The organism is Serratia sp. OLAL2, from assembly GCF_002752475.1.
Taxonomy (GTDB): domain Bacteria; phylum Pseudomonadota; class Gammaproteobacteria; order Enterobacterales; family Enterobacteriaceae; genus Serratia; species Serratia bockelmannii.
In genome coordinates this window covers 218,915-244,797 of sequence record NZ_MSTL01000019.1, presented here as the reverse complement: position 1 = coordinate 244,797, position 25,883 = coordinate 218,915, and the positions used below count along the sequence as shown (strand labels likewise).

Sequence of the window (25,883 nt, the reverse complement as noted above, 5' to 3'; positions counted from 1 at the left end):
GGTTTCAGCCGCCGAGCGTATCCACCAAGAGATCGAGAAAGCGCCTGACGCGGGGTTCCAGCAGGCGCTTATTCGGATAGAGCGCCACAATCCTGACTTCTTCACCCTCCACGGCGCGCAGCACCTGCTGCAGACGACCGGCGGCCAAATCCTCCGCAATCATAAACTCCGGCAGATACGCGATGCCCAACCCGGCCAAGGCGGCATCGTGCAGCGCTTCTCCGCTGTCCAGCCGCAGGCGGCCGCGAACTGGGGCCTTGACCCATTCGCCGCGCTCGTCACGCAGCCGCCAGGGCTGTTTTTGGCTGCGGCTGCTGAACAGCAGAGCCTCGTGCCCGGCGAGCGACTCGACGGTATGCGGTTCGCCACGGGCGGCGAGGTAGGCGGGGGAGGCGCACAGCAGGGCGCGATACCTGGCGAGGGTTCTGGACACCAGCCGGGTATCCGGCGCCGTGACGCCGATCCGCACCGCCAAATCAAATCCTTCTTCCACGACATCTGCCAGACGATCGGAAAAACTGATCTCCACCTGCACCTCAGGCCAGGCGACGAGAAATTTCGGCACCAGCGGCAACAGGATCCGTCTGCCGAAGGCGGAAGGGGCGGTCAACCGCAGCACTCCGCGTGCGGTGCCCTTGTCGCCGGCGACGCTGGCCTCGGCGTCGTCGACCGAAGTGAGGATCTGCAGGCCACGTCGATAAAACTCTCGTCCCTCGTCGGTCAGGCCAAGCGAACGCGTGGTGCGATGCAACAGCCGCACGCTCAGCCGCTGCTCCAGACGCGCGATGGCCTTGCCCGCCGCCGAACGCGACAGCCCCATCGTCTGTCCGCCGGCGACAAAACTGCCGGTATCGACGACGGCCATGAAAACCTGAATGTCATTGAGATTCGCCCGTAGCATGCTGCCCTCCGAGAACCGGTGATAAGATAATTAATTTAACATATTCAATGCATTAACTGCATCTTCAACGTCGTTTCAGTGACGACATCCATTCGCCAATCAAACGATTATAGTCATCATGGAAACGATAAACGGTTGGAGAATCAGCATGAAAAATGGCATCACGCACTATCACCACGGGGTCATTTGGGAAGAGGAGAATGGCGTGTCCCAAGGCTATCGCGTCAAGGACACCCTCTACATCTCGGGGCAGTTTTCCCATGATATGCAGGGGGAGTTTATCGGCGCGGGCGATATCGAACGGCAAACCCAACAGACGTTGGACAATCTGGATCGGGTATTGGCGGGATTCGGTGCCGAACGTTCGAACCTGGCGTATGTGGAGATCTACCTGACCGATGTACTGGCGCACTTTGAACCGTGCGTTGCGTTGTTCAAGCGCTATGTCGGCGATCACCGGCCCGCCGGTTCGCTGATCGGCGTCACCGGGTTGGCTTCGCCTGAGCAATTGGTGGAGATCAGTGCGATCGCGCACCTTAACTGATCGGGCCTGTGGGCGTTTTGCAGGCAGGTCGATGTGATTTTGAGCAAACGCGCGCCGAGTTCTCGGCGCGCGTTCGAGTTTTCGGGTTTTACCGTTGACCTGCCGGGCGGCTTCCGCTTTGATGAAAGCATGACTCACAGAGAGACGGAAAGCGCCATGGAACAATTACGAGGTTTGTACCCGCCGTTAGCGGCATACGACAGCGGTTGGCTGGACACTGGGGATGGCCACCGGATCTACTGGGAGCTGAGCGGTAACCCGAACGGTAAACCGGCGGTCTTCATTCACGGTGGACCGGGCGGCGGCATCTCCCCGCATCATCGTCAGCTGTTCGATCCCGAACGCTACAAGGTGCTGCTGTTCGATCAGCGCGGTTGCGGCCGTTCCCGCCCGCACGCCAGCCTGGACAACAATACTACCTGGCACTTGGTGGCCGATATCGAGCGGTTGCGCGAAATGGCCGGCGTCGAGCAGTGGCTGGTGTTCGGCGGCTCCTGGGGGTCTACGCTGGCGCTCGCCTATGCGCAGACCCACCCGGAGCACGTCAGTGAAATGGTGCTGCGCGGCATCTTCACCCTGCGCAAGCAGGAGCTGCATTGGTATTACCAGGACGGCGCTTCGCGCTTCTTCCCGGACAAATGGGAGCGCGTGCTGTCCATCCTATCGGATGACGAGCGTCAAGACGTGATCGCCGCCTACCGGCAGCGGCTGACCTCGGCCGATCCGCAGGTGCAGCTTGAAGCGGCCAAGCTGTGGAGCGTGTGGGAAGGGGAGACGGTCACGCTGTTGCCGAGCCGTGAATCTGCTTCGTTTGGCGAGGATGATTTCGCGCTGGCGTTCGCCCGTATTGAAAACCACTACTTCACGCATCTGGGCTTCCTGGAGAGCGATGACCAGCTGCTGCGTAATGTGCCGCTGATCCGCCATATTCCGGCGGTGATTGTCCACGGCCGCTATGACATGGCCTGCCAGGTGCAGAACGCCTGGGATCTGGCCAAGGCCTGGCCGGAGGCGGAACTGCATATCGTGGAAGGGGCGGGGCATTCGTATGATGAGCCGGGTATTTTGCACCAGCTGATGATCGCCACCGACCGGTTCGCCGGCAAGTGACGCAAAAACCCGCCGTAATGGCGGGTTTTGTTATTTGACCTTCGGCTCGTACGGCAGGCGCGAAAATCGGTGGGATTCCGCGCGGTAGTGCGCCACGCGCTCGCGAAAATAGTCGCGCAGCGGCTCCGGCTGCTCGCGCTCTACCACTTCCGGGATCACCGGCATGTTGTAGCGCTCTTTGTACGCCACGCCTGAGGCGGCGAGATCCACGTTCACCCTGTCCATCTCTTCTTTGGACAACTCGGCCAGATTGTAACCCACGCTATGCTCCTTACTTACTTTGCCGCATTGAATCTGCGCAGAAGGTAATCCACCCGGCGGCGCTTGGCAAGCCCGTTTCGCCGCCGTCGCGGGCGATATTTATCCAGCAGTAATGCAATCTATTTATTCTTTTAAATAAGAATGATTCGCTTTATGATTAAAATAAAAGATGAAAATAATTATCATGTTAATTCTCAATGTATTGTTGATATTTTAATTTATTGATATTTATGGTTTTTATAATTAATGTGATTTGAGTGTAAATAAGGTGTTTTTATTTTTACGGCAGCAGGGCATAATGCGCGGAAATTAAATTCATGACCTGCAAAATAAAAGGAATCATTATGCTGACGCAAGAAATGACTCAAAAGCTGAATGAGCAACTGAATCTGGAGTTCTACTCCGCCAACCTGTACCTGCAGATGAGCGCATGGTGCAGCGATAAAGGCTTTGAAGGCGCCGCCGCATTTCTTAAAGAGCACTCTCAGGAAGAGATGCAGCATATGCAACGCCTGTTCGACTACCTGAGCGACACCGGTTCTCTACCGCTGCTGGGCAGCATCGCCGCGCCGCCGGTGGCGTTCGAATCGCTGGCGGACGTGTTCCAGCAGACCTACGAACACGAACAGCTGATCACCCGTCAGATCAACGAACTGGCGCACGCCGCCATGACCGCGCACGATTACTCCACCTTCAACTTCCTGCAGTGGTACGTGGCGGAGCAGCATGAAGAAGAGAAACTGTTCAAATCCGTGCTGGATAAGCTGGCGCTGGTGGGCACCAGCGGCAAAGGCTTGTTCTTCATCGACAAAGATCTGAAGAAAATGGGCGCGATGGGTCAGGGCGGCAACGGCCAGGCTTAATCTGCACCAGAACATCGAAAAACCGCGCGCGGGCGAGCCTGACGCGCGGTTTTTTTTACCCTGCGTTTATCGCGGTTATGCGGCGATACGTGCTGCCGGATCGCAAAATGCCAGTGATGCGCTCGACTTGCCGCAGCGTGGTCGTTATGATTTACCGCGATACGCTACAGGGATGGTAGAGTCAAAACAGCGGGTTAGCCGATATAACCCGTTTTTCTGTTTACCCGTGGCGCAATCACTTGCGGTGGGTTGGGGCCGCTGATACATCGCCTTGGCTGTGGCCTTAACCCTTATGACCCTCTTTTACTGTTAAGGGATACCACTGTGATCGGTAAAATTCGTTCCTCCTGTCGCCTGCTTTCCACCGTTTTCGTCCTGTTCGTTGGCCTGTCTTCACAGCAAGCGCTGGCGCACGCCCACTTGAAAGTGGAAACGCCGAAGGCCGACGCTAGCGTCAGCCCGGCGCCGAAGGCGCTGACCCTCAGCTTCTCCGAAGGCATCGAGCCGAACTTCAGCGGCGTGAAAATCACCGGCCCGGACAACGCCGTGGTGAAAACCGGCAAGCTGCAGCTCGATCCGAACAATAACACCCAGGTCAACGTGCCGATCGACGGCGAGCTGAGCGCGGGCAAATACAACGTCAGCTGGCATGTGGTGTCGGTCGACGGGCATAAAACCAAAGGCCAGTACAGCTTCACCGTAAACTGATCGTGAGTCTGGCGACCCTGTTCGTTCTGTGTCGCTTGGTGCACTTTGCGGCGGTGATGCTGATGTTCGGCATCAGTCTGTTCACCGCCTTATTGTCACCGCAGCGCCTCTCCCCGATCCTCTCCCGCGATGTGCGCCCGCTGCTGCTTGCCGGCACCTGGGCTGCTGGGCTTTCCGCCGTGGCGCTGCTGGCTATTCAGGCCGGGCAGATGGGCGACGGTTGGCAAGACGCCTGGCGGCTGGAGATTTGGTGGGCGGTGCTCGGCACCACCTTCGGCGAAGTGTGGCGTTGGCATCTGGGCCTGTCGCTGCTGGCGATCCTGAGCCTGCTGCTGCCGGAGCGGCCGCGCGCGCAGGCGTTGGCGCTGTGTTCGGCGCTGCTGCTGGTGAGCCTGGCGTTTATCGGCCACGCGGCGATGCACGAAGGCACGTTGGGCGCGCTGCACCGCGCCAACCATGCGATACACCTGCTGGCCGCCGGTTACTGGTTCGGCAGCCTGGCGCCGCTGCTGGTTTGCCTGCGCTACCTGCAGCCGCCGCAATGGCGCAGCGACGCAATCACCACTCTGATCCGTTTCTCGCGCTGGGGGCACCTGGCGGTGGCGGCGGTGATCGTCACCGGCATCGTCAACAGCCTGATCATTCTCGGCGGTTGGCCGCTCAACCTCAGCTCGCCTTATCAGCGCCTGCTGCTGATTAAAACCGCGCTGGTGGCGCTGATGGTGATGGTGGCGCTGGCCAATCGCTACGCTATCGTGCCGGCAATGAGCCGCGTGCCGGCGCTGGCGCAGCGCGGCGTGGTGCTGGCCTGCTGGCTCGAAGTCGGGCTGGGGATGGCGGTGCTGCTGCTGGTCAGTTTATTTGCAACCTATGCGCCGGTATGACATTTCAGCTTGCCGCAGGCCGGCAAGCTGCGGGAAAATCGACGCGAATAGCAACCTTAAGGCCAACACATGAAATCGGTATTACTCGGCATTACGCTGCTGGCAACCGCGACCGGCGCGCTGGCGGCAGACAAACTGGTGAACATCACTAAACTGGAGTACGGCAAACAGTGGGCGTTCACCAAGGAAGAGGTGACGCTGCAGTGCCGCAGCGGCGGCGCGCTGTTCGTGCTCAACAACAGCACCTTGATGCAATATCCGCTCAACGATGCAGCGGAGCAGCAGGTGAAGAAGGGCCATCAGCGTGCGCAGCCGCTGGAGGTGCTCCTGCTGGACGACCCTGCCGAACCGGGGAAAAAAATGAGCCTGGCGCCGTTCATTGAACGCGCCGAGAAGCTGTGCGCTGACTAACCGCTTGTTTGCCAACGCCTTGCCCAACGTGCGCGGATTGATGCGCATTTGCCGCATAGTTATTTCGTCACGAAACTATCACGCGGCCGCCGGGCGGCTGGCAAAACTGGCGCGGTAGGCTACTCTTAAAGTGCACGGCTGAACAAGCCCTGCATTAAATGCCAACTTTTAGCGCACGGCTCTCTCCCAAGAGCCATTTCCCTAGACCGAATATAGGAATCGTATTCGGTCTTTTTTTCTGTGTTTGATTTTAAAGGATTTATTTTCGTTTGTCCGAAAATGTCCGAATTTTGATATTCGGTCTTTTACAGCATCACGTACTCTTCCCCCCTCGTTTTAAGATATTTCAGCGTCATCATTTCCGACGATGTGCCCCAGCAATTTCTGCGCAAATCCCTTCCTCTTTCCTTCTCATACAGACGCCTAGCCAGACTACGGATCTCGTGAAATGTTGATATATTGTTACCAAGAGCCAGCGTTGAGGCATTCCTGACCTTTACAAATGCTTAGGTTAAAGCGCCTGGGTGTAACGATGTATCACCTTTCTTACGGGATTGTGAAAAGAAGTGAAAGCAGCGGGTTGCGTAGCAACTAAAGAGAAAAATGATTGGAGAAACAAATTATGCAGTGCAGGGTACAAATCGTCGGTATGTTTTAGGTATGATATTGTAGTGCTGTGTGTGACAAGTTATTTACTTGAGTGATATTTAGCAATGCAATAATAATAGAAGTATTAGAATAACTAACAGAAGGTTTATATGAGCGAAAATAAAAATTTGATCAACGTGTGTTATGAAGGTGCCTCGGGCTCTAATGATATTAGGACTTGCTATATCGAAGGTATTTTACACTTCGCGCTCAAAGATATATTAATCACGCTAAACAAAGAGAATAGAGGGTTAGGTGACGATAATCCCACGAGACACATACCTACTTTAATTAAAGCGTTGGTAGTAGACCTTGACTCGGATGAGTACACCAACGTCCCCGTAAATAATGGGGTGTTCGAGGAGGAAAGGGAAATATTCGTTACCCAACCTGGATTAAACCGAATCATGGGTAACGATAAATCCAAAGCAGGTCGTAAATTCCAGCGTTGGTTATATCACGAAGTTGTACCATCGTTAACAAAACATGGCGTCTACCCACCACCGCAAACGCCACAGGGTTCTGCCTTATCACAAATGGCCGAAATTATTGCACAAAATGCTAGGGCTTTGGCGGATACGATTCGTCGTCAAGATGAGTTAGAGGAAGAATTTTCTAGCGTAAAAGTTGAAATAAAAGATGTAGCAACAAGAGTATTGAAACTTGAGGGTGAGTCTGAGTCAGAATATATTTTAACTGTTCGTCAATGGTTTGATAAGTCGGAGCTCGCTCTGTCTCTAGAAAAAGAAAATGATATTGTTATATGGTGTGAAAACTTGAGTCTTAGACATACAAAACCTCAACAAACTTGTCCGTCTGGAGAGAGGCTGCGCACAAAGTTTTATCAAACCGTAATAGAAGAAGCAAAAAGCTTAGTCGAACGCTCAAGGTCTTGAAATATTATTTTTCCGTGCGTTGGTATTAGTTTTCGCCATAGGGGGGGAATCTGCCAAGTTACAAAAGAGGACTGACCAAAAATGACCAACGCAATAGAGCAACTCATAAAAATTCACGAACCGCGCTGTGTAAGCGCGGAATCTACGAATGTAGGCTGTGTGGGCTCGCCTCTCTGACCTGGGGGCTGATTCTCGGGCATTCACCGCCGCGCAGTACCAGCATTCGGTTGGGCTCGAACTACTGATGACGAAGTACCGCAACGATTTCAAAGCAGAGTAGCGGCTAAGTGCAGTGATCAATGAATGGGTGCACCAACACCGCATCCTGAACGCGCGGCGGAAACATGTCAGCAAGCCCTCAGTATCGTGCTTGAACGAAACCTTCTAGCTCTGGTGGCGTACATCACAACGTTACTTCGTCTATATGGTTCGCGAACAGCTCAAAACTCGACAGTTGAACACAGTCGATATGCATTTGGCGATCCTCTGGTTTTCTCTGCATGGAAGGCCCATTGATGAATTATGGCCGGCACTCGCCGGCCTGATAGCATCAATAACCTCGTAGCTTTTTGATGAGGCTGTCGCCAAGCCAACAAATGATACAAAATATTGCTATTGTCGATAAAATGGCAACGACGCGCTGAGTTATCGTGTCGAAACTAAAGAAAAAATAGATACACAATAGAAACCCAACCCCCCCGATTAACTGATAGAAAAATTCAAAGAAAAAAGAGAGTATGCGGATATGGATGCTATCTTTTCTCATTTCATTTTTTCCTCAATGTTTTGCAGCAATCTATTAAACTCTGCATCACCTTGGTTTTTACGTACGGCCAAAGCTTCTATGAATGGATCAACATAGGGTTGAACTAAAAAATATATAAAGTCCAAATTTCCGGCATTTCTAAGCTTGTAGTAAACCGCACTATGCATACGTTCGAGACCGATTGATTTGTATATGCTTCGTTCTATCATTCCGCCAGCCATCAGTGTGAAGCTTGTAGCTACGCCTGCACCTCGAGTAATCATGGCTGCACCACCTGCTGATATGATGCTATTCACTATTCTGGATGAAATCAGGGAGGTGGTAAGCATTCTGCCGGCGGATGCGGAGCCTGCGCCCCTAAATATTTTGTCTTGCGTCTCTTTTGGGATGTGCGCGGTGAATGCATCGATGATGATTTTAGTCGTTCTGATAACTTGATGATAGTTCAATAAACCGGACTTCATTGCCCGCATCATGCGAATGCGTTCGTCTTCCATCTTGCGACGATTGCTTGTGTCAAAAATACCCAGAGCTAGATAGCCAAAATCAACAGGCACAGACATTGCGCCGTCAAGCAGCCCCACAACTGTTTCTGGGGAGACAATGACTTTTACTATCCGTTCCACTATCTCTGTGTTGTTCACTTTCATCCCTCGAGATTTTTATGGTTGTAACATAACGGACGTGGGGAGATGTTTCAATGCTTAGCCAGTGTGGCCACCTGAGCGAAAATCACACTTTTGGATCTGGTGATTACATCCCAACCCGATCTCCACCCTTATTCCCCACCCGCACATATCGCTAATTTAGCCGCACTAAAAGTCATTACGTCATCTATGGCGCTGATAAGCTCCGGTCATTGCTCCCATCACCGGTTAAGCGAGAGCGGCATTATGGGGAATATCAAGATATTAGGCGTTGTAGTTGTAAAAGGACACCTGCGTTGAACGATCGGTTGAGTCGGTTGAAGAGGGCGTTGCCCGGCTATCTCGAGGCGTGGCGTGAGGGGGCTTTACCCTCTGACTGGGGGCAGATGGTCAACCCCGAAGTGGTTGCCGCCCTGTTGGCGGAGTGGGAGGCGCTAAGCGAATTGGCGTCGCTGTTCGAAACCGCGACTGAAACCCCAACCGAGCCCGCCGCGTTTTGGCGGGCGCGTGCCGAGCAGATGGCGCAGCGCAATCGCGAACTCAGTGCCCAACTGGCGACGCCAGTCCGTTTGCCCGGCGCGCGGGTGGCATTCTTTGGCTATGTGAAAACGGCGGTGATGGACGCCAGGCAGGTGATGGCGGCGATTCGTGATGCCGGTTTTCTCATTGATACCGATGATAAAAACGACAGCGTACCGTCATGACCTCTGTCCTGTAACGCATGAGTTTGGAGAATAAGCGCGAGCGAATAATGTCGCCTCTGTGATACGGAGCAAGGTTCAATTCATCCAGTCAATTTGTTAGGATCGTCTGACCTACATGACTATTGGTGCAGTACATTGAAAATCAAAGCGTTGTTATTTGTTGCGTTGGCCGCATTGGCCGGCTGCAGCCAGGAGGGAACCTCGATGAATCAGCCCGCAAATGAGAAAGGCGGCCAAACGGAAGTGTTGCTGGTGAACAGCGCACTGGTGGACTGCGTGGGCGTCGGCCCGATGAAGTGCATGCAGGTGCGTCGCTCCGCGCAGCAGCCGTGGGAGTTGTTCTATACCGGCATCGAGGGTTTCACCTTCGAACCGGGTTATCAGTATCGGCTGAAAGTGCTTGTTACCCCGGTGGAGAACGTGCCGGCCGATGCCTCGTCGCTGCGTTATACGCTGATTGAGCAGCTGGAAAAGAACAAGGCGTAATGGATCTACCTTGTCACCACCAAATGGCGTTTCATTTGGTGGTGACGACTTCAGGAAAGTTTGTCTTTTTTCTTTCTTCTGGAGGATTCGAAAGTGGCGAAGGCATGTGCAAGAGCAAACCCCAACGCACAGTAGCGTAGAGGCCAATTTTCTTTGGTCCATGTTTCAGAGTCAGCAATAAACATCGCGTTGCCGTTGGCAAAAAGGGTAAATTGCCAGCAAAGGATTAAAAAACATATCGTAACCAGAACGACATAACCCTTGGAACCCAGAGGCGGCCTGAAGCCGTATTTCACGGCCAGACAGGCCGCGGCAGCGAGAGTAGAAAGAATATAATATAAAGTTGGTTCCATCACTGTTCCTGGTGATTTTATCTTCCCTGATATTCGACCGAAAAACAGCCACACCATAACGCAACGCCAGAAGCATGATCAACTTTTGCTGATTTAAGAGGGAAGGCTTGAACGCGCTGAGGGTGCGAAGCGTGGCGCGTGGAGGCATCACGATGCGGAGTTGGGCAACCCTGATCCCTCGACTAAACTGGTCTGTTCACTGCGCTTGTTTTCGCACTTTCTTAAGTATATCGAGAAAATCAGGTATATTGTCCTTCGGTTTTTAGCTACCAAGAAAAAATTACTATGATTATCAAACCTAAAATTCGTGGTTTTATCTGCACCACCGCTCACCCGGCAGGCTGTGAAGCCAACGTCCGTGAGCAAATCGCCTACGTTAAGTCGCGCGGCGAACTGAAAAACGGGCCTAAAAAGGTGCTGGTCATTGGTGCATCCACCGGTTACGGTCTGGCCTCGCGCATCAATGCCGCTTTCGGCAGCGGTGCGGCCACCATCGGCGTATTTTTCGAGAAGCCTGGCAGCGAAGGCAAAACCGGTTCCGCCGGTTGGTACAACTCCGCCGGTTTCGACAAGGCAGCTAAAGAAGAAGGCCTGTACGCGAAAAGCATCAACGGCGACGCATTCTCCAACGAGTGCCGTCAGACCGTTATCGATCTGATCAAAAAAGACCTGGGTCAGGTTGACCTGGTGGTTTACTCGCTGGCTTCGCCGGTGCGTAAAATGCCGGAAACCGGCGAAGTGGTGCGTTCCGCACTGAAGCCGATCGGCGAGCCGTACAAATCCGTTGCGCTGGACACCAACAAAGACGTGCTGGTTGAAGCCGTGGTCGAGCCGGCCAACGAGCAAGAAATCGCCGACACCGTGAAGGTGATGGGCGGCCAGGACTGGCAGCTGTGGATGGACGCGCTGGACGAAGCGGGCGTGCTGGCGGATAACGCGCAGTCTGTCGCTTACTCCTACATCGGTACCGATCTGACCTGGCCAATCTACTGGCACGGTACGCTGGGCAAGGCGAAAGAAGATCTGGATCGCGCGGCGCAGGCCATCAACCAGAAGCTGCAGGCCAAAGGCGGCGCGGCTTACGTTGCGGTGCTCAAGTCGGTGGTAACTCAGGCCTCCTCCGCCATTCCGGTGATGCCGCTGTATATCTCCATCGTGTTCAAAATCATGAAGGAGCAGGGCATTCACGAAGGCTGCATCGAGCAGATCCAGCGTCTGTTCGCGACCAAGCTGTACAGCGGTGCGGCGCCGGACACCGACGAGAAACACCGTCTGCGCCTGGATGACTGGGAACTGCGCGATGCCGTGCAGGAAACCTGCCGTGAAATCTGGCAGCAGCTGAACGACAATAACATCAACGAACTGACCGATTACCAGGGCTACAAGGCGGAATTCCTGCGCCTGTTCGGCTTCGGTCTGCAGGGCGTTGATTACGATGCCGATCTGAGCGGCGAAGCCAACTTCGACGTGATCGAACTGGTCTAAGCGCGTCGAGCAGTCAAACAAGGTCGGGTTAGCCCGGCCTTTTTTATTGCCCGCGCATTGGCGCCCACCGTCTGACTCATCAGTCCACTTGATCATTGACAGCAATAAATTATCGTTTTACGATAATTTATTGCTGTTGATTAAGGGATAGAAAATTATGGGCGCTGCGCCAAGGATCCATCTGCCGCTGTACGTGCGTTGTCTGTGTTTGCTCATTATGGCGATGCTGATCGTCAGCACCGGCGTTGAGATGTTCATCATTGTGCGGGATTGGCTGCAGGGCGTAGCCTATCGCGATATCATCGCCTCTTACCGGGAATATTACCCGGAGCTGCTTGCCTACGCGATCCCGCAGCAACGCTGGGCGCTGTTCGCCACGCTGGTTATCGACATGCTCGGTTATTTGCCCTATTACAGCGCGCTGCTGTGCGGCGCCGGGCTGTTTTATCAATTTTTCCGCGGCAACGTGTGGCATCGCAACAATATGGTGCTGTTGCAGATCATCGGCATCTTGCTGATCGTCGATGTGTTGTTCCCGTCGTTAGCTGGTCTGTTGCAGGTGATGGTATTGACCGCCGATGAAAAAATGCTGTTTATCCTTTATTATGGCGTCAATAGCGAGTCGGTGCGCTCGCTGATCGTAGGCTGCGCAATCCTGGTATTTAGCCGGGTATTTCTGGAAGCGTTGCGGCTGAATGAAGAACAGCTTTCTTTCGTGTGAGAATAGAGTGGCAATAATCGTAAGTCTTGATGTCATGTTGGCCAAAAGGAAGATGCGTTCAAAGGAGCTGGCGGAGCAGGTGGGGATCACTGAGCAAAACCTGTCTCTGTTGAAAAACGGCAAGGTCAAGGGAGTCAGGCTGGAAACGCTGGACAAGATCTGCCGCATTCTCGACTGCCAGCCTGGCGATCTGTTGGCCTGGCAGCCGGACGGCGAAGAGTAAGATCCCAGCGCACTCGGAAGTGCGCTGAACCTGCTGGCCCATTTCTGCGATTAGCGTTGTCTTATTGAGCGATATTTGTTTTATTCAGGTTAATTAAAATAACGGGTGATTAACACTTGCGTATTCTTTTTGTCGCTGGCGATGGCATGCGGCGAACGTTATTAAACTAAATAAACTCATTTTTCATTTACCGTCACTACCAATGGCGTTATTTTAAGGGGAATAGTATGACATGGCGTAATTATCTTCTGGCATTGTGTCTGGTATTAAACGGATGCAGTGCCATTTACCCCACTGTTTCATCCTCATCCTCCTCCACTCATCGGGGGAATTGGGGAGCACCGCAGCCCGCAACGCGAGAACAAAAACAGCGTATTATCGCCGGTGAATCCGCCGCTTCCGTGCTGAATGAAGGCCGGGTCGGTATCGGCGGTACGCTGGACTGGTCGAAAATAGGGGGGCGCTAATCGCCACTCTTTATTCAGCGTGGCGCCAGACGTTATCTCAGAGATATTATGGAGCGGTTTATTATTAATTCGCTACTCTGTTTTTCCGATGCGTTATTTATCTTTAAACGATGAATCTCTGCTTGTTGAGTTTATATCGACATACCCAGACATCATTACAGGAGTTTTCAATGGCAAAGCGTATTGTCGCCATGTTGATAATGTCGTTGTTGAGTCTGCAAGCAAATGCGGCCCGTTACGATCGGCAATGCGAGGGAGTTTCTCCCGTGCTGTTTCAGAAGAAATTGAAAGAGCTGGCGCATGGCCTGCGACAAGAGATGGCGGTGCCGACACCACCCACGGAGAACGAGGCTGAAACCTTGGCGCGTCTGGCGGAATGCGATGCCGAAAACGCGAAAACGCCGGCGACGGGAGGGCAACATGCGCCCGATCCCGCAGAGCCTCATATGTCTTCACTCAATGGCTGTTGAACGGTTCTCTGCGTCATTTTTCGTGGCGCGCCCCAGTCGGCTTATTCATGGAGCTTGTGTATTGAAAATACCCTCGTTAATCGCTGCGGCGCTGGCGCTGCTGGCCTCATTTTGCAGTCAGGCGTTCATCGATCGCCATTCCTCGCTCGGCGCCTCGACGGAAAGTCCCTCTGCGGCGGGATGCCCGGCGCGGCTGGATGGCTTGTTGCAGCATATTTGGTTGGTTGAACAGATTCAGGCGGAGCGCATGCAGCTGGCGCGGCTGCGTGCGGAGCGGGAAGCGTTGGAAATGTGGTTGCAAACACAGAAAACGGCGAGACGTTCTGCGCAGGGGCACCAGAGCGCCCGATCGGCCTGCGAACAGGGAGCCGATATTGTTCGCTGCCTGTCGCTGCGTCTGCGCCGGACGTCCCTGATGGGGCCGCATCGGCCGTTTGTCGGCGCATATTGCCGGGCCTGGCTGAATGGTCGGCCGCTGAATTGCTAAAGATGAGAACAGGGACTTGTCAGGAGTTTATCGATGAAAATGATAGTGTTGACCGGCGTGGCCTTGTGTTGCGCCAGCTTCGCGCAGGCGCGGGTGGATCTGGAATACCATGCGGCGGCGCCGAAGGACAGTAAGATCACCGAGGAATACCAGAAAAAGCGTGATGCATTGCGTCACAAGGTGTGGAATGTCGATAACCTAACGCTGGTCAACGAGCAGGCGATTGCACGGGAACAGCAGCGCGAGGCAGCAGAGGCCGCCGAGCGGCAGCAGCGGAACCTGGAACAGCAGGAGAAAAAGCAGCGTTGCCTGCGCAGACACTCGAAAGATCCTCACCCCGAGGCGAAGTGTTACATGCACAACTTCTAGCCTTTAACGTCCGGGCGCTTGCTGCGCCCGGCGTCGTTTAGGCCGGGCGGCAATGCTCTTTCAGCATGGCGATCGCATCCGGTTTCAACTGATACAGATAGACCGGTCGGCCAGTGGCGCCGTACAGAATACGGGTGCCGAGAATGCCGCTCTCCGCCAGATAGATGAGGTACTTGCGGCAGGACACCCGCGAAATGCCGATGGCGTTGGCCAGGTTGTCGGTGGAGAATTCGCTGTCGTGCTGTTGTTCGATCCACTCGCACACCGTGCTCAGGGTGATGCTGGTCAGCCCTTTCGGCAGCTTCTTGCTCTCCTGGCCGCCGGGCTGGCGGCGTAGCAGGCTGTCGACGTCGGCCTGCGAAAACTCGCGCTGCGCCAAGAGCTGAGACTGTTGCCGGTAGTGGCTCAGCGCCTCCTTAAAGCGGCTGAACTGGAACGGTTTGATCAGATAATCCACCACGCCGTAGTGCAGCGCTTTTTGCACCGTGTTCACGTCGCTGGCGGAGGAGATGATGATCACATCGGTCTTCTCACCCAGTTCGCGCAGGCCGGGCAGCAGATCCAGCCCGTTCTCCTGCTGCATGTAGATATCCAACAACACCAGATCGATGCTGACGCTGGCATCGGCCAGCAGGGCGCGCGCCTGGCTCAGAGTGGCGACCGTCGCTTGGCAGTGAAAACCGCCGACCTGGCTCAGGTAGTATTTGTTCAGCTCCGCCACCATCGGGTCGTCGTCGACAATCAGTACGTTAATCATGGGCTCTGCTCTTGGCCTGATAGGGAAGGTGCACGAAAAATTGGGTCAGCTCGCCCGGTTCGGATTCGAAATCGATGCTGCCCCCCAGTTTCTCCAGATGGCTGCGGATCAGCGCCAGGCCGATGCCGCGTCCCGTTCCCTTGGTGGAAAATCCGTGTTCGAAGATGCGCGCGCCGATCGCCGGATCGATGCCGGGGCCGTCGTCGCTGACGATACAGTGTAATTGATCGTCGTGGTGATGGAAGCTCAGGCCGATCTCGTGGCCCTCAACGCCGTCGATGGCGTCGATGGCGTTTTCGATCAGGTTGCCGAGCACGCTGATCAGCACATGGGTGGTTTCCGCGTCGTCGCTTTCAGGCAGCAGGCTGGTTTCCTCGATGGTCAGCTCAACGCCGGCTTCGTGGGCGCGGCTGATCTTGCCGATGAAGAAGCCCGCCACTTCCGGCGAATGGATCTTGCGCAGCAACGCGCCGATCTCTTCCTGGTAGTTGCTGGCGGTATTGATGATGTAGTTTTCCAACTGCTGATAGGCCTTCATGTGCAGCATGCCGAGTATCACGTGCAGCTTGTTCATAAATTCGTGCGACTGCACCCGCAGGGCGTCGGCGTAGTGTGCCATGCCGCTCAGGCGCTGCAGCAAGCGGCTGACCTCGGTCTTGTCGCGGAAGGTGGCGATGGCACCGGTCACCTTGCCGTTGACGATCACCGGCACGGTATTGGTCAGCAGTTCGCTGCCGTTGAAGCTGATCTGCCGATCGCGCAGCGGTTCGCCGCTGGCCAGCACCTCCGCCAGATGCAGCTGCGCCGGCCAATGCTTGCTGGCGGCTTCCAGCAGCAGGTTTTCCACCGGCCCGCTCTGGCGCAGCAGGCGCTTGGCTTCGTCATTGACGATGGTGATGCGGGATTCATTATCGACCGCGATCACGCCTTCTTTAATCGACTGCAGCATGGCGTTGCGCTGTTCGAACAGGTTGGAGATTTCGTAAGGCTCGAAACCCAGCATGATGCGTTTGAGCGCGGAGACCAGGAAGAAGGTGCCCAGGCTGCCGACCAGCGCGGCGAAGGCGATGGTCCAATAGATGATCCAGCGGCTCTCCGCCACCACCCGCTGCACGGTGTCCAGCGCGATGCCGAGTGCCACTACGCCGATTTGTTTTTTCTGATCGTCATACACCGGCACGAACACCCGCAGGGCCGGAGCCAGCGTGCCGCGGTTGATGGCGCTGTTGACGTTGCCTTGCAGCGCCGGCGCCAGATCGTCGCCGATAAAATGTTTGCCGATCAGCCAGGGTTTGGGGTGCGAATAGCGGATGCCCTGCATATCCACCACCACCACGAACAGCAGCTCGTTTTGATGGCGCACCTGCTCGGCGAAGCGCTGAATGGCGCCGCTTTGATCGCGCCGCTGCAAGCCGTCGATCACGGTGTTGGAGAGCGCCAGCGTGTTGGCGACGGCGATGGCTTTTTGCTGCAGCTGATCTTGCCCCTCGCGGCTCATCTGCACGAAAAACAGCGCGAACACCACCAGCAGCACCGAAGCGATGATGGCGGACACCATCAGCGTGATGGAGGTGCTCAGCTTGAGCGGCACCCGTTGTTTTGGCATGGCGGTTCTCCGAATGGCGATATCACGGCGTATTCTAGCGAGGAATGAGGCAAGCTGCAGTTACCGGCAGCAGGTTATAGCATGCTGCCGGGGTGCGGAGGGGTTATTTTAGTTACAAAAGCGGGTCATTGCTGGTGGTAGAGCTCCAGCGCCTGTTGGCCGCTGGCACCTTGATGGATGATCGCCATCAGGGCGCGCACCACCTGCGACGGATTGCTGTGTTGGTAAACGTTGCGGCCATAGACCATGCCGGAAGCGCCCTGGGCCATCAGCGCGGCGGATTTTTCCAGCACCGGCCCCAGCTCCCCCTTGCCGCCGCCACGCACCAGCGTCGGGCAGCGCGCCGCTTCCACCACGCGGTGAAAATCCTCCACCCGATCGGTCGGATCGGCCTTGATGATGTCGGCACCCAGCTCGCGCGCCAGCCGCACCAGCGACACGATCTTCTCCACGTCACCCAGCGATCCGTAGGCGGCGCCCTGGCCGGCTGGCGCCATTACCAGCGGTTCGATCATCAGCGGCATGGCGTAGCGATCGCAGGCGTGGCGCAGGCGGCCGATGTTCTCCACGCATTGGCGGAAAATGCCGGGTTCATCCGGGATCATATACAGATTGACCACCACCGCGGCGGCGTCCATTTGCAGCGCGGCGAGGATCGGCGCTTCCGGGTTGTGCAACACCGCCCACATCTCACGGTGGCGCGCGGCGTTATAGGCGTTGCCGACGTCGGTGCGCATCACCAGCGCCGGCTTTTCGCGCTGCGGCGCGCGCTGCAGCAGCTCCGCCTGGCCGTAGTTGACCTGAATGGCGTCGGGGCGCGCGGCGATCAGGTTGCCCATCACCCGTTCGATATCTTCCAGGCCGATTAAAAAATCCGGTTCGTTGGCGATGCCGTGATCGATCGCCACATCCAGGCACTTGCCGTTGTTGAACAGGCGGTTCATCCGCACCTTACTGCTGAGCTGCATGTCAGGTCCTCCTGAGATAGGGATATGTCCATTATTGCCGAGTAAGAATGGTCGGGAAACGCGGAAACCGCAAACTGCGTAGCCGCTCGCAGTTTTTGCCGGCGCACGAAAGGGGAACGCTCGCCGGTGGCTTTCATTTCATTTGTTAGATCCGTGTCATGTTTTTGTTAATAAGCCATTCCAAAATGCATGTTTCGCTTGTTTGGGTTAAAAAGTTTCAATAATCTAAATTTTGAAATAAACATTTAAAAACGCGATAAAGACGCCGTTTGCTGTGCCAGGGGTTTATTTCAATTGATTGTTTTTAATCTGTTTTGAGATATCGATCACCATTTTTTTCACGGCCTTAATACGGCGATAACGCGGTAATTTCGCCGTATCAAAGGGATAACACCGACCGTATTGTTGTTTGAATGTAAAAAATATTTTTCATTAGCTGTCAACCAACAGACCTCTTCATTCTAACGATTAAAGGGTAACGAACATGAAGCTGAAGAAACTGATCGCCGCCTCGGTACTGATGTGTATGCTGCCGGCCAGCGTGTTGGCGAAAGACATCAAGATCGGCGTTTCCATGGCTTACTTCGATGACAACTTCCTCACCATTCTGCGCCAGTCGATGCAAAGCAAAATGAAGGCCGACGGCAACGTCAGCGGCCAGTTCGAAGACGCCAAGGGCGACATCGCGCAGCAAATTCAACAAATCGAAAACTTCGTCAGCCAGGGCGTCGACGCCATCATCCTCAACCCGGTGGATACCCAGGGCGTCAAGCCGATGATCAAGCTGGCCGAGAAGGCCAAGATCCCGCTGGTGTTCGTCAACCGCAAGCCGGAAGTGGCGCTGCCGGCCGGCATGGCCTACGTCGGCTCCGATTCCAAGCTGGCCGGCAAGCTCCAGATGGAAGAGCTGGCCAAGCTGATGAACGGCAAGGGCAACGTGATGATCCTGATGGGCGAGCTGTCGAGCGAAGCCACGCGCGACCGCACTCGCGGCGTGGAAGAGGTGGCGGCCAACTACCCCGGTATCAAAATAGTCGACAAACAAACCGCTAAGTTCTTCCGTAAAGAGGCCGTGGACGTCACCACCGACTGGATTTTGTCCGGCCAGCAGATTGACGCCATCGCCTCCAACAACGACGAAATGGCCATCGGCGCTATTTTGGCGCTGAAGCAAGCCAAGAAATCCGGCGTGCTGGTGGCCGGCGTTGACGGCACGCCGGACGCGCTGGAGTTCATCAAGAAGGGCGATCTGGCGTTGAGCGTGTTCCAGGACGCCAAAGGCCAGGGCGAGGGCGCGGTGCAAACCGCCGTTCAGCTGGTGAAAGGCGAGAAAGTGGAGAGCAACGTGCTGATCCCTTACCAGCTGATCACCCAGGCCAATTACCAGCAATTCGCCGATAAAAACAAGCAATAAGCCTTGAAGCCCGCCGCGGGCGCCGGTGTGGGGCGATCGCGGCGGAAAACGTGGGTCAGTGCGGAGGTAAGCGGTATGTACCCTTATGTTCTTGAGGCCGAAGGCATCAGTAAGCAGTTCCCCGGCGTCAAAGCGCTGGATAAGGTCTCGATTAAAATCAAACCCGGCAGCGTGCACGCGCTGATGGGGGAAAATGGCGCGGGCAAATCGACGCTGATGAAATGCCTGATCGGCATCTACCACCCGGACGAAGGCTCGATCAAAATCAAAGGCCGGCCGGTCACCTTCAGCGATACGCTGCAGGCGCTGCATTCGGGCATTTCCATGATCCACCAGGAGCTGAACCTGGTGCCTGACATGACGGTGGCGGAAAACATCTGGTTGGGGCGCGAGCCGGCGCGGCTGGGGTTCGTCAACCACGAGCAGCTGAACGAACAGACCCGCGAGCTGCTGGCGCGGCTGAACATCAAACTGCAGCCGGATACGCTGGTGGGCGAGTTGAGCATCGCCAATCAGCAGATGGTGGAGATCGCCAAGGCGGTGTCCTACAACGCCGACGTCTTGATCATGGATGAACCGACCTCGGCGCTGACCGAAGGCGAAGTGGTGCACCTGTTCGCCATCATCCGTGAACTGCGCGAGCAGGGCAAAGGCATCATCTATATCAGCCACAAGATGGACGAGATCTTCGCCATCACCGACGAAGTGAGCATTTTCCGTGACGGCACCTTCATCGCCTGCGACAAAACCGAAAACCTGACCAAACAGTCGCTGATCACCATGATGGTGGGGCGCGAACTGACGCAGATGTTCCCCAAATTCAACAACAATATCGGCGAGGAAGTGCTGCGGGTGGCGGGGCTGCGCCGCAGCGGCTGGTTTCATGACGTGTCGTTCAGCGTCAAACGCGGCGAGATCCTCGGCGTCGCCGGGCTGGTGGGCGCCGGGCGCAGCGAAGTGATGGAAAGCCTGTTCGGCATGCACCCGGCGGACGGCGGCGAGATCTTTATCGAAGGCCAGGCGGTGAAGGTGGATTCCCCGGCGAAGGCGATCGAGAGCGGGCTGGCGTTTCTCACCGAAGACCGCAAGAAATCCGGCCTGTTTCTGGTGTTGTCGGTGGTCGAGAACATGAGCATCGTCAACCTGTCGGAATACATCGGCAAGAACGGTTTCGTCAGCCATGTGCAGATGGCCAAAGACTGCATGGATCAGATCAAAAAGCTCAACATCAAAACGCCGACCATGGATCAGATCATCAATAACCTCAGCGGCGGCAACCAGCAGAAGGTGCTGATCGCGCGTTGGCTGTTGGCACAGCCGAAAATCCTGATCCTCGACGAACCGACGCGCGGCATCGACGTGGGGGCGAAAGCGGAAATCTACCGCCTGATCAGCGAGCTGGCCAACCGCGGCGTCGCCATCATTCTGGTCTCCTCCGAGCTGCCGGAGATCCTCGGCATGAGCGACCGGGTGATGGTGATGCACGGCGGCCGCATTACCGGCATTTTGGACAAAGACGACGCGGACCAGGAGAAGATCCTGGCGCTGGCCTCAGAATAACGAAGGGTGAACATCATGAGTAACGTAAAGATTGAGAAGCCGCTCTCCGCCGATTCAACGGGCAAGGGAGGGCTGTTCTCCGGGCTGAGCGGCAAAATGCCGAAGGACACCGGTATCTTCATCGTGATGATCGGCATCGCGCTGATCTTCGAAATCCTCGGCTGGTACATGCGCGATCAGTCGTTCCTGCTGAACCCGAACCGCCTGCTGCTGATCGTGCTGCAGGTGGCGATCATCGGCATCATCGCGGTGGGCGTCACCCAGGTGATCATCACCACCGGCATCGATCTCTCCTCCGGCTCGCTGATTGCGCTGACCGCGGTGGTGGCGGCCAGCCTGGCGCAGACCTCGGACAGCATCTCGCCGATGTACCCAGGGTTGCTCGATCTGCCGGCGGCGATCCCGATCGGCGCCGGGATTGGGGTGGGCATCGTCTGCGGCTTTATCAACGGCTTCCTGATCACCCGCACCGGCATTCCGCCATTCATCGCCACGCTGGGGATGATGGTATCGGCGCGCGGCCTGGCGCAGTACTACACCAAGGGGAACCCGGTCAGCTTCCTGTCGGACGGCTTCACGTCAATCGGCCAGGGCGCGATGCCGGTGATCATCTTCCTGGTGATTGCGGTGATCTTCCATATCGCGCTCAAACACACCCGCTACGGCAAATACATCTACGCCATCGGCGGCAACATGACCTCGGCGCGGGTCTCCGGCATCAACGTCAATAAGTACCTGGTGACGGTTTACACCATCGCCGGCGGCCTGGCGGGGTTGGCGGGCGTGGTGCTGGCGGCGCGCGTCAGCAGCGGCCAGTCGAGCATGGGGATGTCGTACGAGCTGGACGCCATCGCCGCGGCGGTGATCGGCGGCAGCAGCTTGATGGGCGGTGTCGGGCGCATTACCGGCACGCTGATCGGCGCGGTGATCCTCGGTCTTATCAAAAGCGGCTTCACCTTTATCGGCGTCGATTCTTACATTCAGGACATCATCAAAGGCGTGATTATCGTCGCCGCCGTGTCGATCGACATGCGGCGCAACCGCAAAAAACACTGATTGCCGTGAATTGCCGCCGGCGCCAAGGTGGGCCGGCGGCGTTTTTTTACCCGGGGGAACACATGATGAATTACCTGAAAGGGCTGTGGCTGGCGGTGGCGCTGTGTGCGTCCACTTCGGCATGGGCGCAAACCATCGGCGTATCGATGGCCTATTTTGACCAGAACTTCCTCACCATTATCCGCCAGGCGATCGACAAGGAGGCCAAGGCGCGCGGCATTACCGTACAGTTCGAAGACGCGCGCGGCGACGTCGGCCGCCAGACCGATCAGGTGCAGAGCTTTATCAGCGCCGGGGTGGACGCGATTATCGTCGATCCGGTCAACTCGGCCAGCACCCCGGTGATGACCAAAATGGTCCAGGCCGCCGGCGTGCCGCTGGTGTACGTGAACCGCACGCCGGGCGACGCCAAACTGCCGCAGGGCGTGGTGTTCGTCGGCTCCGACGAGCGGGAGTCCGGCACGCTGCAGATGGAAGAGCTGGCGCGGTTGGCTAACTATCAGGGCAACGTGGCGGTAATGATCGGCAACCTGACCGACGCCGGCGCGCTGCAGCGCACCAAAGACGTGGAGCAGGTGGTGGCCAAGTACCCGAAAATGAAGGTGGTGCAGAAGCAAAGCGCCAACTATTCACGCAGTGAAGGCATGGATCTGATGATGAACTGGCTGACCAACGGCGAAGCGATCGACATCGTCGCCGCTAACAACGACGAGATGGCGATTGGTGCGATCATGGCGCTGCAGCAGGCGGGCAAGGCGGATAAGAAAGTGCTGATCGGCGGCATCGACGCCACGCCGGACGGCCTCAAGGCGCTGGCCTCCGGCAAGATGCAGGTCACGGTGTTCCAGGACGCGGTCGGCCAGGGCAAGGCCTCGGTCGATGTGGCGCAGCGCATGATCAACGGTGAAAAACTCGAGCCGTATTACTGGATCCCGTTCGAGCTGGTGACGCCGGCCAATCAGGGGAAATATGCGGCCAGGCCGTGAGTTAACCGCCAGGTTCGCGTTGCCGGGGCGCTGCTTGCAGCGCCTTTTTCATGCGCCAATTGCATGTCCGCTTGCGGCCAGCGCGGCGCCGAATCTTGCCTCACACTGAGGATCTTTAAACCGCGTGAGGATGGGCGATGAACGCATTAAACGGCAAGGTGGCGGTGATCGGCGGCGCCAGTTCGGGGATCGGCAAAGCGGCGGCGCTGCTGTTTGCCCGGCAGGGCGCAGCGCTGGTGTTGGGCGCGCGGCGCGAGCCGCTGTTGGCCGAGCTGGTAGAAGACATTCGGCGCGAGGGCGGCCGGGCGTTGGCGGTAGCCGGTGACGTGCGCGACGAAGCCTTCGCCGAACGGTTGACGGCGACGGCCGTCGATGAGTTCGGCGGGCTGGATATCGCTTTCAACAACGCCGGCACCTTGGGGCCGCTGGGGCCATCGCTGGCGCTCACCGCCTCAGCGTGGCGCGAGGTGTTGGAAACCAACCTGTCCAGCGCCTACTACGGCGCCAAATATCAAATCCCCGCCATGTTGGCGCGCGGCGCAGGCTCGGTGATCTTCACCTCCACCTTCGTTGGCCACACCGCGGCGTTTCCCGGCACGGCGGCCTATGCGGCCGGCAAATCGGGGCTGATCGGCCTGACGCAGGCGCTGGCGGTGGAGTTCGGCGGGCGCGGCATTCGGGTGAACGCGCTGCTGCCGGGCGGCACCGATACGGCGATGGGGCGGCAGATGAGCAATACCCCGGAGGCGCTGGCACAGGTGGCCGAACTGCACGCGCTGAAGCGGCTGGCGATGCCGGAGGAGATCGCGCAGGCGGCGCTGTATCTGGCGTCTGACGCGTCCTCATTCGTCACCGGCACCGCGATGCTGGTGGACGGCGGCGTATCCATCCAGCGCGGCTGAGGTTGGCAGGGCCCGTGGCCGGGCGCCACGGGCCCTACGCGAGGCATTACCAGCCTTTGACGGCGTCGCCCTTGTAGATTTCGGTGGCGCTGGCCGCCACTTCATCGGTCTGATAGGCCTTGACCAGATCCTTCACTTTCTCGCTGTCTTTGTTGTCGATGCGGCTGGCGAAGATGTTGACATAAGGCGAGTTTTTGTCCTCGACAAACAGCCCGTCCTTCGCCGGCGACAGACCGATCTGGCTGGAATAGTTGGTGTTGATGATCGCCAGCGTCACCTGTTGGTCGTCCAGCGCGCGCGGCAGCTGCGGCGCTTCAATTTCGACGATCTTCAGCTTTTTCGGGTTGCTGACGATGTCCAGCGCGGTCGGCAGCAGGCCGACGCCGTCTTTCAGAGTAATCAGCCCCTGTTTTTGCAACAGCAGCAGCGAACGGCCCAGGTTGGTCGGATCGTTCGGCACCGCCACCTGCGCGCCGTCCGGCAGTTGGCTGAGTGCGGTTATCTTCTTCGAATAGCCGGCGATCGGGTAGACGAAGGTGTTGCCTACCGCCGCCAGCTTGTAGCCGCGCTCCAGCATCTGTTTGTCCAGATACGGTTTGTGCTGGAAGGCGTTGACGTCCAGATCGCCGTTGTTCAGCGCTTCGTTCGGCAGCACGTAATCGTTGAAGGTCACCACCTCCACGTCCAGATCGTATTTCTGCTTGGCGACCTTCTGCACCACCGCCCACAGCGACTGATCGATACCGGCGCTGATGCCGACCTTGATGTGGTGATCGTCCTGTGCGGTCGGGCCGCAGGCGGTTAGCAGCAGCGTGCCGGCGGCGGCCAGCGCCAGGGTGAGGTTTTTCAGCGTAAATGTCATTTTCCCAGGGTCCTTGTCAACATTGCCTGCTAATTTTGGCGGGCAGAATAGTGGCAGTGACTGTAGGTAATCGCTGGGCTAAAACAAAATACTGATTCACTATGACTCATAGCGATTAGCTATGAGCGGCCGCTGCCCGGCGCGGTGCGGATTGCTTTGACGGCGAATCGACGGGCTTATTATGATAGCCGTTGGCCCGCAAGGGCAGACTGGGTACTGAAACGAAGGAAAAGACAATGCGATTGAACACTTGGAGCAAGGCGCTGCTGCCGCTGGTGGTGTTGGCCTGCGTCTCGGCGACTCAGGTTCGGGCGGCGGAGAGCGATACCGGACCGATCCCTAAACAGCTGCTGGGCAACTGGCGCGTCAGCAAGATCGTGCCGACCCAGACCACCGGCTGCTGGGATCAACAGCAGGCGCAGAGCCTGATCGGCGGCAAAATCAGCTATAAGGCGGATGTGTTCAGCTGGAACGGCACGGCGCTGAAAAGCGAAGGGGCCACCGTCAGCACCGTAGAAGCGCAGGAGTTTGTCGAGGACAATTCCGGCAGCAGCTCCTACATCGATTTCCCGATGCTGGGCATCAGCACGCCGTCGGTCGAACGCGTGGTCATTCAGCATGCGGATACTACCATCAAAGGCATCACCGATCAGGGCACCGATGGGGTGCCCGGCGATAACGTGCTGGTGAAAGACGCCAACACGCTGATCCTGTCGCTGTGCAACGTCTGGTTTGAGGCGCAGCGCGAGAAGTAATTTTTACCTTCAGCCCCGGCAACGGGGCTTTCCCACCGCATCGCCACCCGTCGTACGCGCCATTTCTGAACTAAAATTAACCATAACGATATGCCCTGACGTGATATCGGAGCCTCGGCTCTACCGAGTCCATGACAGGAGGCGCTATGTGTTACCACCATATTGTCATCGCCACCGATCTGAGCGATGACGGCAAACGGCTGGTCGAAAAGGGGGCGCGGCTGGCGGAGGCGCTGCAGGCCAAACTCTCGCTGATCTATGTGGACGTCCACTACGACACCTACCACGCGGCGATCGGTTTTTCGGAGCGCAGCGATAACGGCGTGCCGTTCGAAGAGAAGATCCGCAAAGAGCTGGAGCCCACCACGCAAAACGTCAATTACCCGATCGCGGAAGTGATTATTGGGCGCGGCGGCTTCGTTGACGAACTGCGCACGGCAGTGGTGGACAAGAACATCGATCTGCTGGTGTTCGGCCATCACCACGATCTGTGGAGCAATCTGTTTTCTTCCACCCGCAACGCCATCAACCAGCTGAATATCGACGTGCTGGTGATCCCGATCCGTTCATAAACGCGGGCCACCGCCGGGCAACGATGGCGGTGGCCGCTGCG

Annotated in this window: 30 protein-coding genes; 22 read left to right on the top strand and 8 right to left on the bottom strand. The window is 56.7% G+C overall.

Annotation, left to right across the window (positions count from 1 at the left end; all coding sequences use genetic code 11):
* Positions 1-4: 4 nt before the first annotated feature.
* Positions 5-901, bottom strand: a complete 897-nt coding sequence (locus tag BVU99_RS18530; protein ID WP_049295396.1) for a LysR family transcriptional regulator — start codon at positions 899-901, stop codon at positions 5-7.
* 148 nt (positions 902-1,049) lie between these two features.
* Here BVU99_RS18530 and BVU99_RS18525 point away from each other — a divergent pair, with 148 nt between their 5' ends.
* Entirely contained in the window at positions 1,050-1,445 is a 396-nt protein-coding gene (locus BVU99_RS18525) for a RidA family protein (protein WP_025302446.1), read from the top strand.
* A 156-nt stretch (positions 1,446-1,601) separates the two neighbouring features.
* On the top strand, positions 1,602-2,555 hold the full coding sequence (pip, locus tag BVU99_RS18520) for a prolyl aminopeptidase (protein WP_025302447.1): 954 nt from the start codon (positions 1,602-1,604) through the stop codon (positions 2,553-2,555).
* Between the two features lie 30 nt (positions 2,556-2,585).
* Here the strand turns inward: pip and BVU99_RS18515 are convergent, their stop codons facing one another.
* Complete coding sequence (locus BVU99_RS18515; RefSeq protein ID WP_043141621.1) at positions 2,586-2,816, bottom strand: DNA polymerase III subunit theta; 231 nt, start codon at positions 2,814-2,816, stop codon at positions 2,586-2,588.
* A gap of 344 nt (positions 2,817-3,160) precedes the next feature.
* Between BVU99_RS18515 and ftnA the strand changes: the two genes are divergently transcribed.
* The 5 genes from ftnA (at position 3,161) to BVU99_RS18485 (ending at position 7,226) form a co-directional block, all read left to right on the top strand.
* Entirely contained in the window at positions 3,161-3,679 is a 519-nt protein-coding gene (ftnA, locus tag BVU99_RS18510) for a non-heme ferritin (protein WP_025302449.1), read from the top strand.
* A 324-nt stretch (positions 3,680-4,003) separates the two neighbouring features.
* Complete coding sequence (gene yobA / locus BVU99_RS18505; protein WP_025302450.1) at positions 4,004-4,387, top strand: CopC domain-containing protein YobA; 384 nt, start codon at positions 4,004-4,006, stop codon at positions 4,385-4,387.
* 2 nt (positions 4,388-4,389) lie between these two features.
* The gene (copD, locus tag BVU99_RS18500) at positions 4,390-5,271 is read left to right on the top strand and encodes a copper homeostasis membrane protein CopD (protein ID WP_099817314.1); all 882 of its coding nucleotides are present in this window, start codon (positions 4,390-4,392) and stop codon (positions 5,269-5,271) included.
* A 69-nt stretch (positions 5,272-5,340) separates the two neighbouring features.
* Positions 5,341-5,682 carry a YebY family protein gene (locus BVU99_RS18495; protein WP_025302452.1) on the top strand — a complete coding sequence of 114 codons (342 nt, stop codon included), beginning with the start codon at positions 5,341-5,343 and terminating at the stop codon, positions 5,680-5,682.
* Positions 5,683-6,440: 758 nt separating this feature from the next.
* Positions 6,441-7,226, top strand: a complete 786-nt coding sequence (locus tag BVU99_RS18485) for a BRO-like protein (RefSeq protein WP_099817312.1) — start codon at positions 6,441-6,443, stop codon at positions 7,224-7,226.
* A 762-nt stretch (positions 7,227-7,988) separates the two neighbouring features.
* Here the strand turns inward: BVU99_RS18485 and BVU99_RS18475 are convergent.
* Entirely contained in the window at positions 7,989-8,642 is a 654-nt protein-coding gene (locus BVU99_RS18475; protein ID WP_099817310.1) for a hypothetical protein, read from the bottom strand.
* A gap of 293 nt (positions 8,643-8,935) precedes the next feature.
* On the opposite strand from BVU99_RS18475, the gene BVU99_RS18470 reads away from it, so the two are divergent.
* Positions 8,936-9,343 carry a hypothetical protein gene (locus BVU99_RS18470; protein ID WP_099817309.1) on the top strand — a complete coding sequence of 136 codons (408 nt, stop codon included), beginning with the start codon at positions 8,936-8,938 and terminating at the stop codon, positions 9,341-9,343.
* 135 nt (positions 9,344-9,478) lie between these two features.
* Positions 9,479-9,829 (top strand): DUF4377 domain-containing protein, encoded by a 351-nt coding sequence (locus BVU99_RS18465; RefSeq protein ID WP_025302454.1) that lies wholly within the window; start codon positions 9,479-9,481, stop codon positions 9,827-9,829.
* Between the two features lie 50 nt (positions 9,830-9,879).
* Here the strand turns inward: BVU99_RS18465 and BVU99_RS18460 are convergent, their stop codons facing one another.
* Positions 9,880-10,182: a hypothetical protein gene (locus BVU99_RS18460; RefSeq protein WP_016928136.1), complete on the bottom strand. Its 303-nt coding sequence runs from the start codon at positions 10,180-10,182 to the stop codon at positions 9,880-9,882.
* Positions 10,183-10,467: 285 nt separating this feature from the next.
* On the opposite strand from BVU99_RS18460, the gene fabV reads away from it, so the two are divergent.
* The 6 genes from fabV to BVU99_RS18425 all read left to right on the top strand — a co-directional run bounded on the left by fabV (position 10,468) and on the right by BVU99_RS18425 (position 14,404).
* Entirely contained in the window at positions 10,468-11,667 is a 1,200-nt protein-coding gene (gene fabV / locus BVU99_RS18455) for an enoyl-ACP reductase FabV (RefSeq protein WP_025302456.1), read from the top strand.
* A gap of 157 nt (positions 11,668-11,824) precedes the next feature.
* Positions 11,825-12,388, top strand: coding sequence for a DUF2975 domain-containing protein (locus BVU99_RS18450; RefSeq protein WP_099817308.1), 564 nt, complete (start codon positions 11,825-11,827; stop codon positions 12,386-12,388).
* A gap of 7 nt (positions 12,389-12,395) precedes the next feature.
* Positions 12,396-12,611 (top strand): helix-turn-helix transcriptional regulator, encoded by a 216-nt coding sequence (locus BVU99_RS18445; RefSeq protein ID WP_025302459.1) that lies wholly within the window; start codon positions 12,396-12,398, stop codon positions 12,609-12,611.
* Positions 12,612-13,248: 637 nt separating this feature from the next.
* Positions 13,249-13,548, top strand: coding sequence for a hypothetical protein (locus tag BVU99_RS18435; RefSeq protein ID WP_025302460.1), 300 nt, complete (start codon positions 13,249-13,251; stop codon positions 13,546-13,548).
* Between the two features lie 61 nt (positions 13,549-13,609).
* On the top strand, positions 13,610-14,035 hold the full coding sequence (locus tag BVU99_RS18430; RefSeq protein ID WP_099817307.1) for a hypothetical protein: 426 nt from the start codon (positions 13,610-13,612) through the stop codon (positions 14,033-14,035).
* Positions 14,036-14,068: 33 nt separating this feature from the next.
* On the top strand, positions 14,069-14,404 hold the full coding sequence (locus BVU99_RS18425; RefSeq protein ID WP_025302462.1) for a hypothetical protein: 336 nt from the start codon (positions 14,069-14,071) through the stop codon (positions 14,402-14,404).
* Between the two features lie 37 nt (positions 14,405-14,441).
* On the opposite strand, the gene dcuR is transcribed toward BVU99_RS18425, so the two are convergent.
* From dcuR to BVU99_RS18410, 3 genes are all read right to left on the bottom strand, one after another.
* Positions 14,442-15,161 carry a two-component system response regulator DcuR gene (gene dcuR, locus BVU99_RS18420; RefSeq protein WP_004940959.1) on the bottom strand — a complete coding sequence of 240 codons (720 nt, stop codon included), beginning with the start codon at positions 15,159-15,161 and terminating at the stop codon, positions 14,442-14,444.
* Positions 15,154-16,767 carry a sensor histidine kinase gene (locus BVU99_RS18415; protein ID WP_099817306.1) on the bottom strand — a complete coding sequence of 538 codons (1,614 nt, stop codon included), beginning with the start codon at positions 16,765-16,767 and terminating at the stop codon, positions 15,154-15,156. Before BVU99_RS18415 ends, dcuR begins: the two co-directional genes overlap by 8 nt.
* Before the next feature lie 125 nt (positions 16,768-16,892).
* The gene (locus BVU99_RS18410) at positions 16,893-17,735 is read right to left on the bottom strand and encodes an aldolase (protein WP_099817305.1); all 843 of its coding nucleotides are present in this window, start codon (positions 17,733-17,735) and stop codon (positions 16,893-16,895) included.
* Between the two features lie 484 nt (positions 17,736-18,219).
* Here BVU99_RS18410 and BVU99_RS18405 point away from each other — a divergent pair, with 484 nt between their 5' ends.
* The 5 genes from BVU99_RS18405 to BVU99_RS18385 all read left to right on the top strand — a co-directional run bounded on the left by BVU99_RS18405 (position 18,220) and on the right by BVU99_RS18385 (position 23,653).
* Positions 18,220-19,149, top strand: a complete 930-nt coding sequence (locus tag BVU99_RS18405) for a sugar ABC transporter substrate-binding protein (RefSeq protein ID WP_099817304.1) — start codon at positions 18,220-18,222, stop codon at positions 19,147-19,149.
* Between the two features lie 75 nt (positions 19,150-19,224).
* Positions 19,225-20,709, top strand: coding sequence for a sugar ABC transporter ATP-binding protein (locus BVU99_RS18400; RefSeq protein WP_025302466.1), 1,485 nt, complete (start codon positions 19,225-19,227; stop codon positions 20,707-20,709).
* Positions 20,710-20,724: 15 nt separating this feature from the next.
* Complete coding sequence (locus BVU99_RS18395) at positions 20,725-21,765, top strand: ABC transporter permease (RefSeq protein WP_049204184.1); 1,041 nt, start codon at positions 20,725-20,727, stop codon at positions 21,763-21,765.
* Positions 21,766-21,830: 65 nt separating this feature from the next.
* On the top strand, positions 21,831-22,751 hold the full coding sequence (locus BVU99_RS18390; protein ID WP_043141597.1) for a sugar ABC transporter substrate-binding protein: 921 nt from the start codon (positions 21,831-21,833) through the stop codon (positions 22,749-22,751).
* Between the two features lie 137 nt (positions 22,752-22,888).
* On the top strand, positions 22,889-23,653 hold the full coding sequence (locus BVU99_RS18385; protein ID WP_099817303.1) for an SDR family oxidoreductase: 765 nt from the start codon (positions 22,889-22,891) through the stop codon (positions 23,651-23,653).
* 46 nt (positions 23,654-23,699) lie between these two features.
* Here the strand turns inward: BVU99_RS18385 and metQ are convergent, their stop codons facing one another.
* Complete coding sequence (gene metQ / locus BVU99_RS18380; protein WP_099817302.1) at positions 23,700-24,515, bottom strand: methionine ABC transporter substrate-binding lipoprotein MetQ; 816 nt, start codon at positions 24,513-24,515, stop codon at positions 23,700-23,702.
* Positions 24,516-24,751: 236 nt separating this feature from the next.
* On the opposite strand from metQ, the gene BVU99_RS18375 reads away from it, so the two are divergent.
* Positions 24,752-25,270: a hypothetical protein gene (locus BVU99_RS18375; protein ID WP_099817301.1), complete on the top strand. Its 519-nt coding sequence runs from the start codon at positions 24,752-24,754 to the stop codon at positions 25,268-25,270.
* 146 nt (positions 25,271-25,416) lie between these two features.
* Positions 25,417-25,842 (top strand): universal stress protein, encoded by a 426-nt coding sequence (locus tag BVU99_RS18370; RefSeq protein WP_025302472.1) that lies wholly within the window; start codon positions 25,417-25,419, stop codon positions 25,840-25,842.
* Positions 25,843-25,883 lie beyond the last annotated feature (41 nt).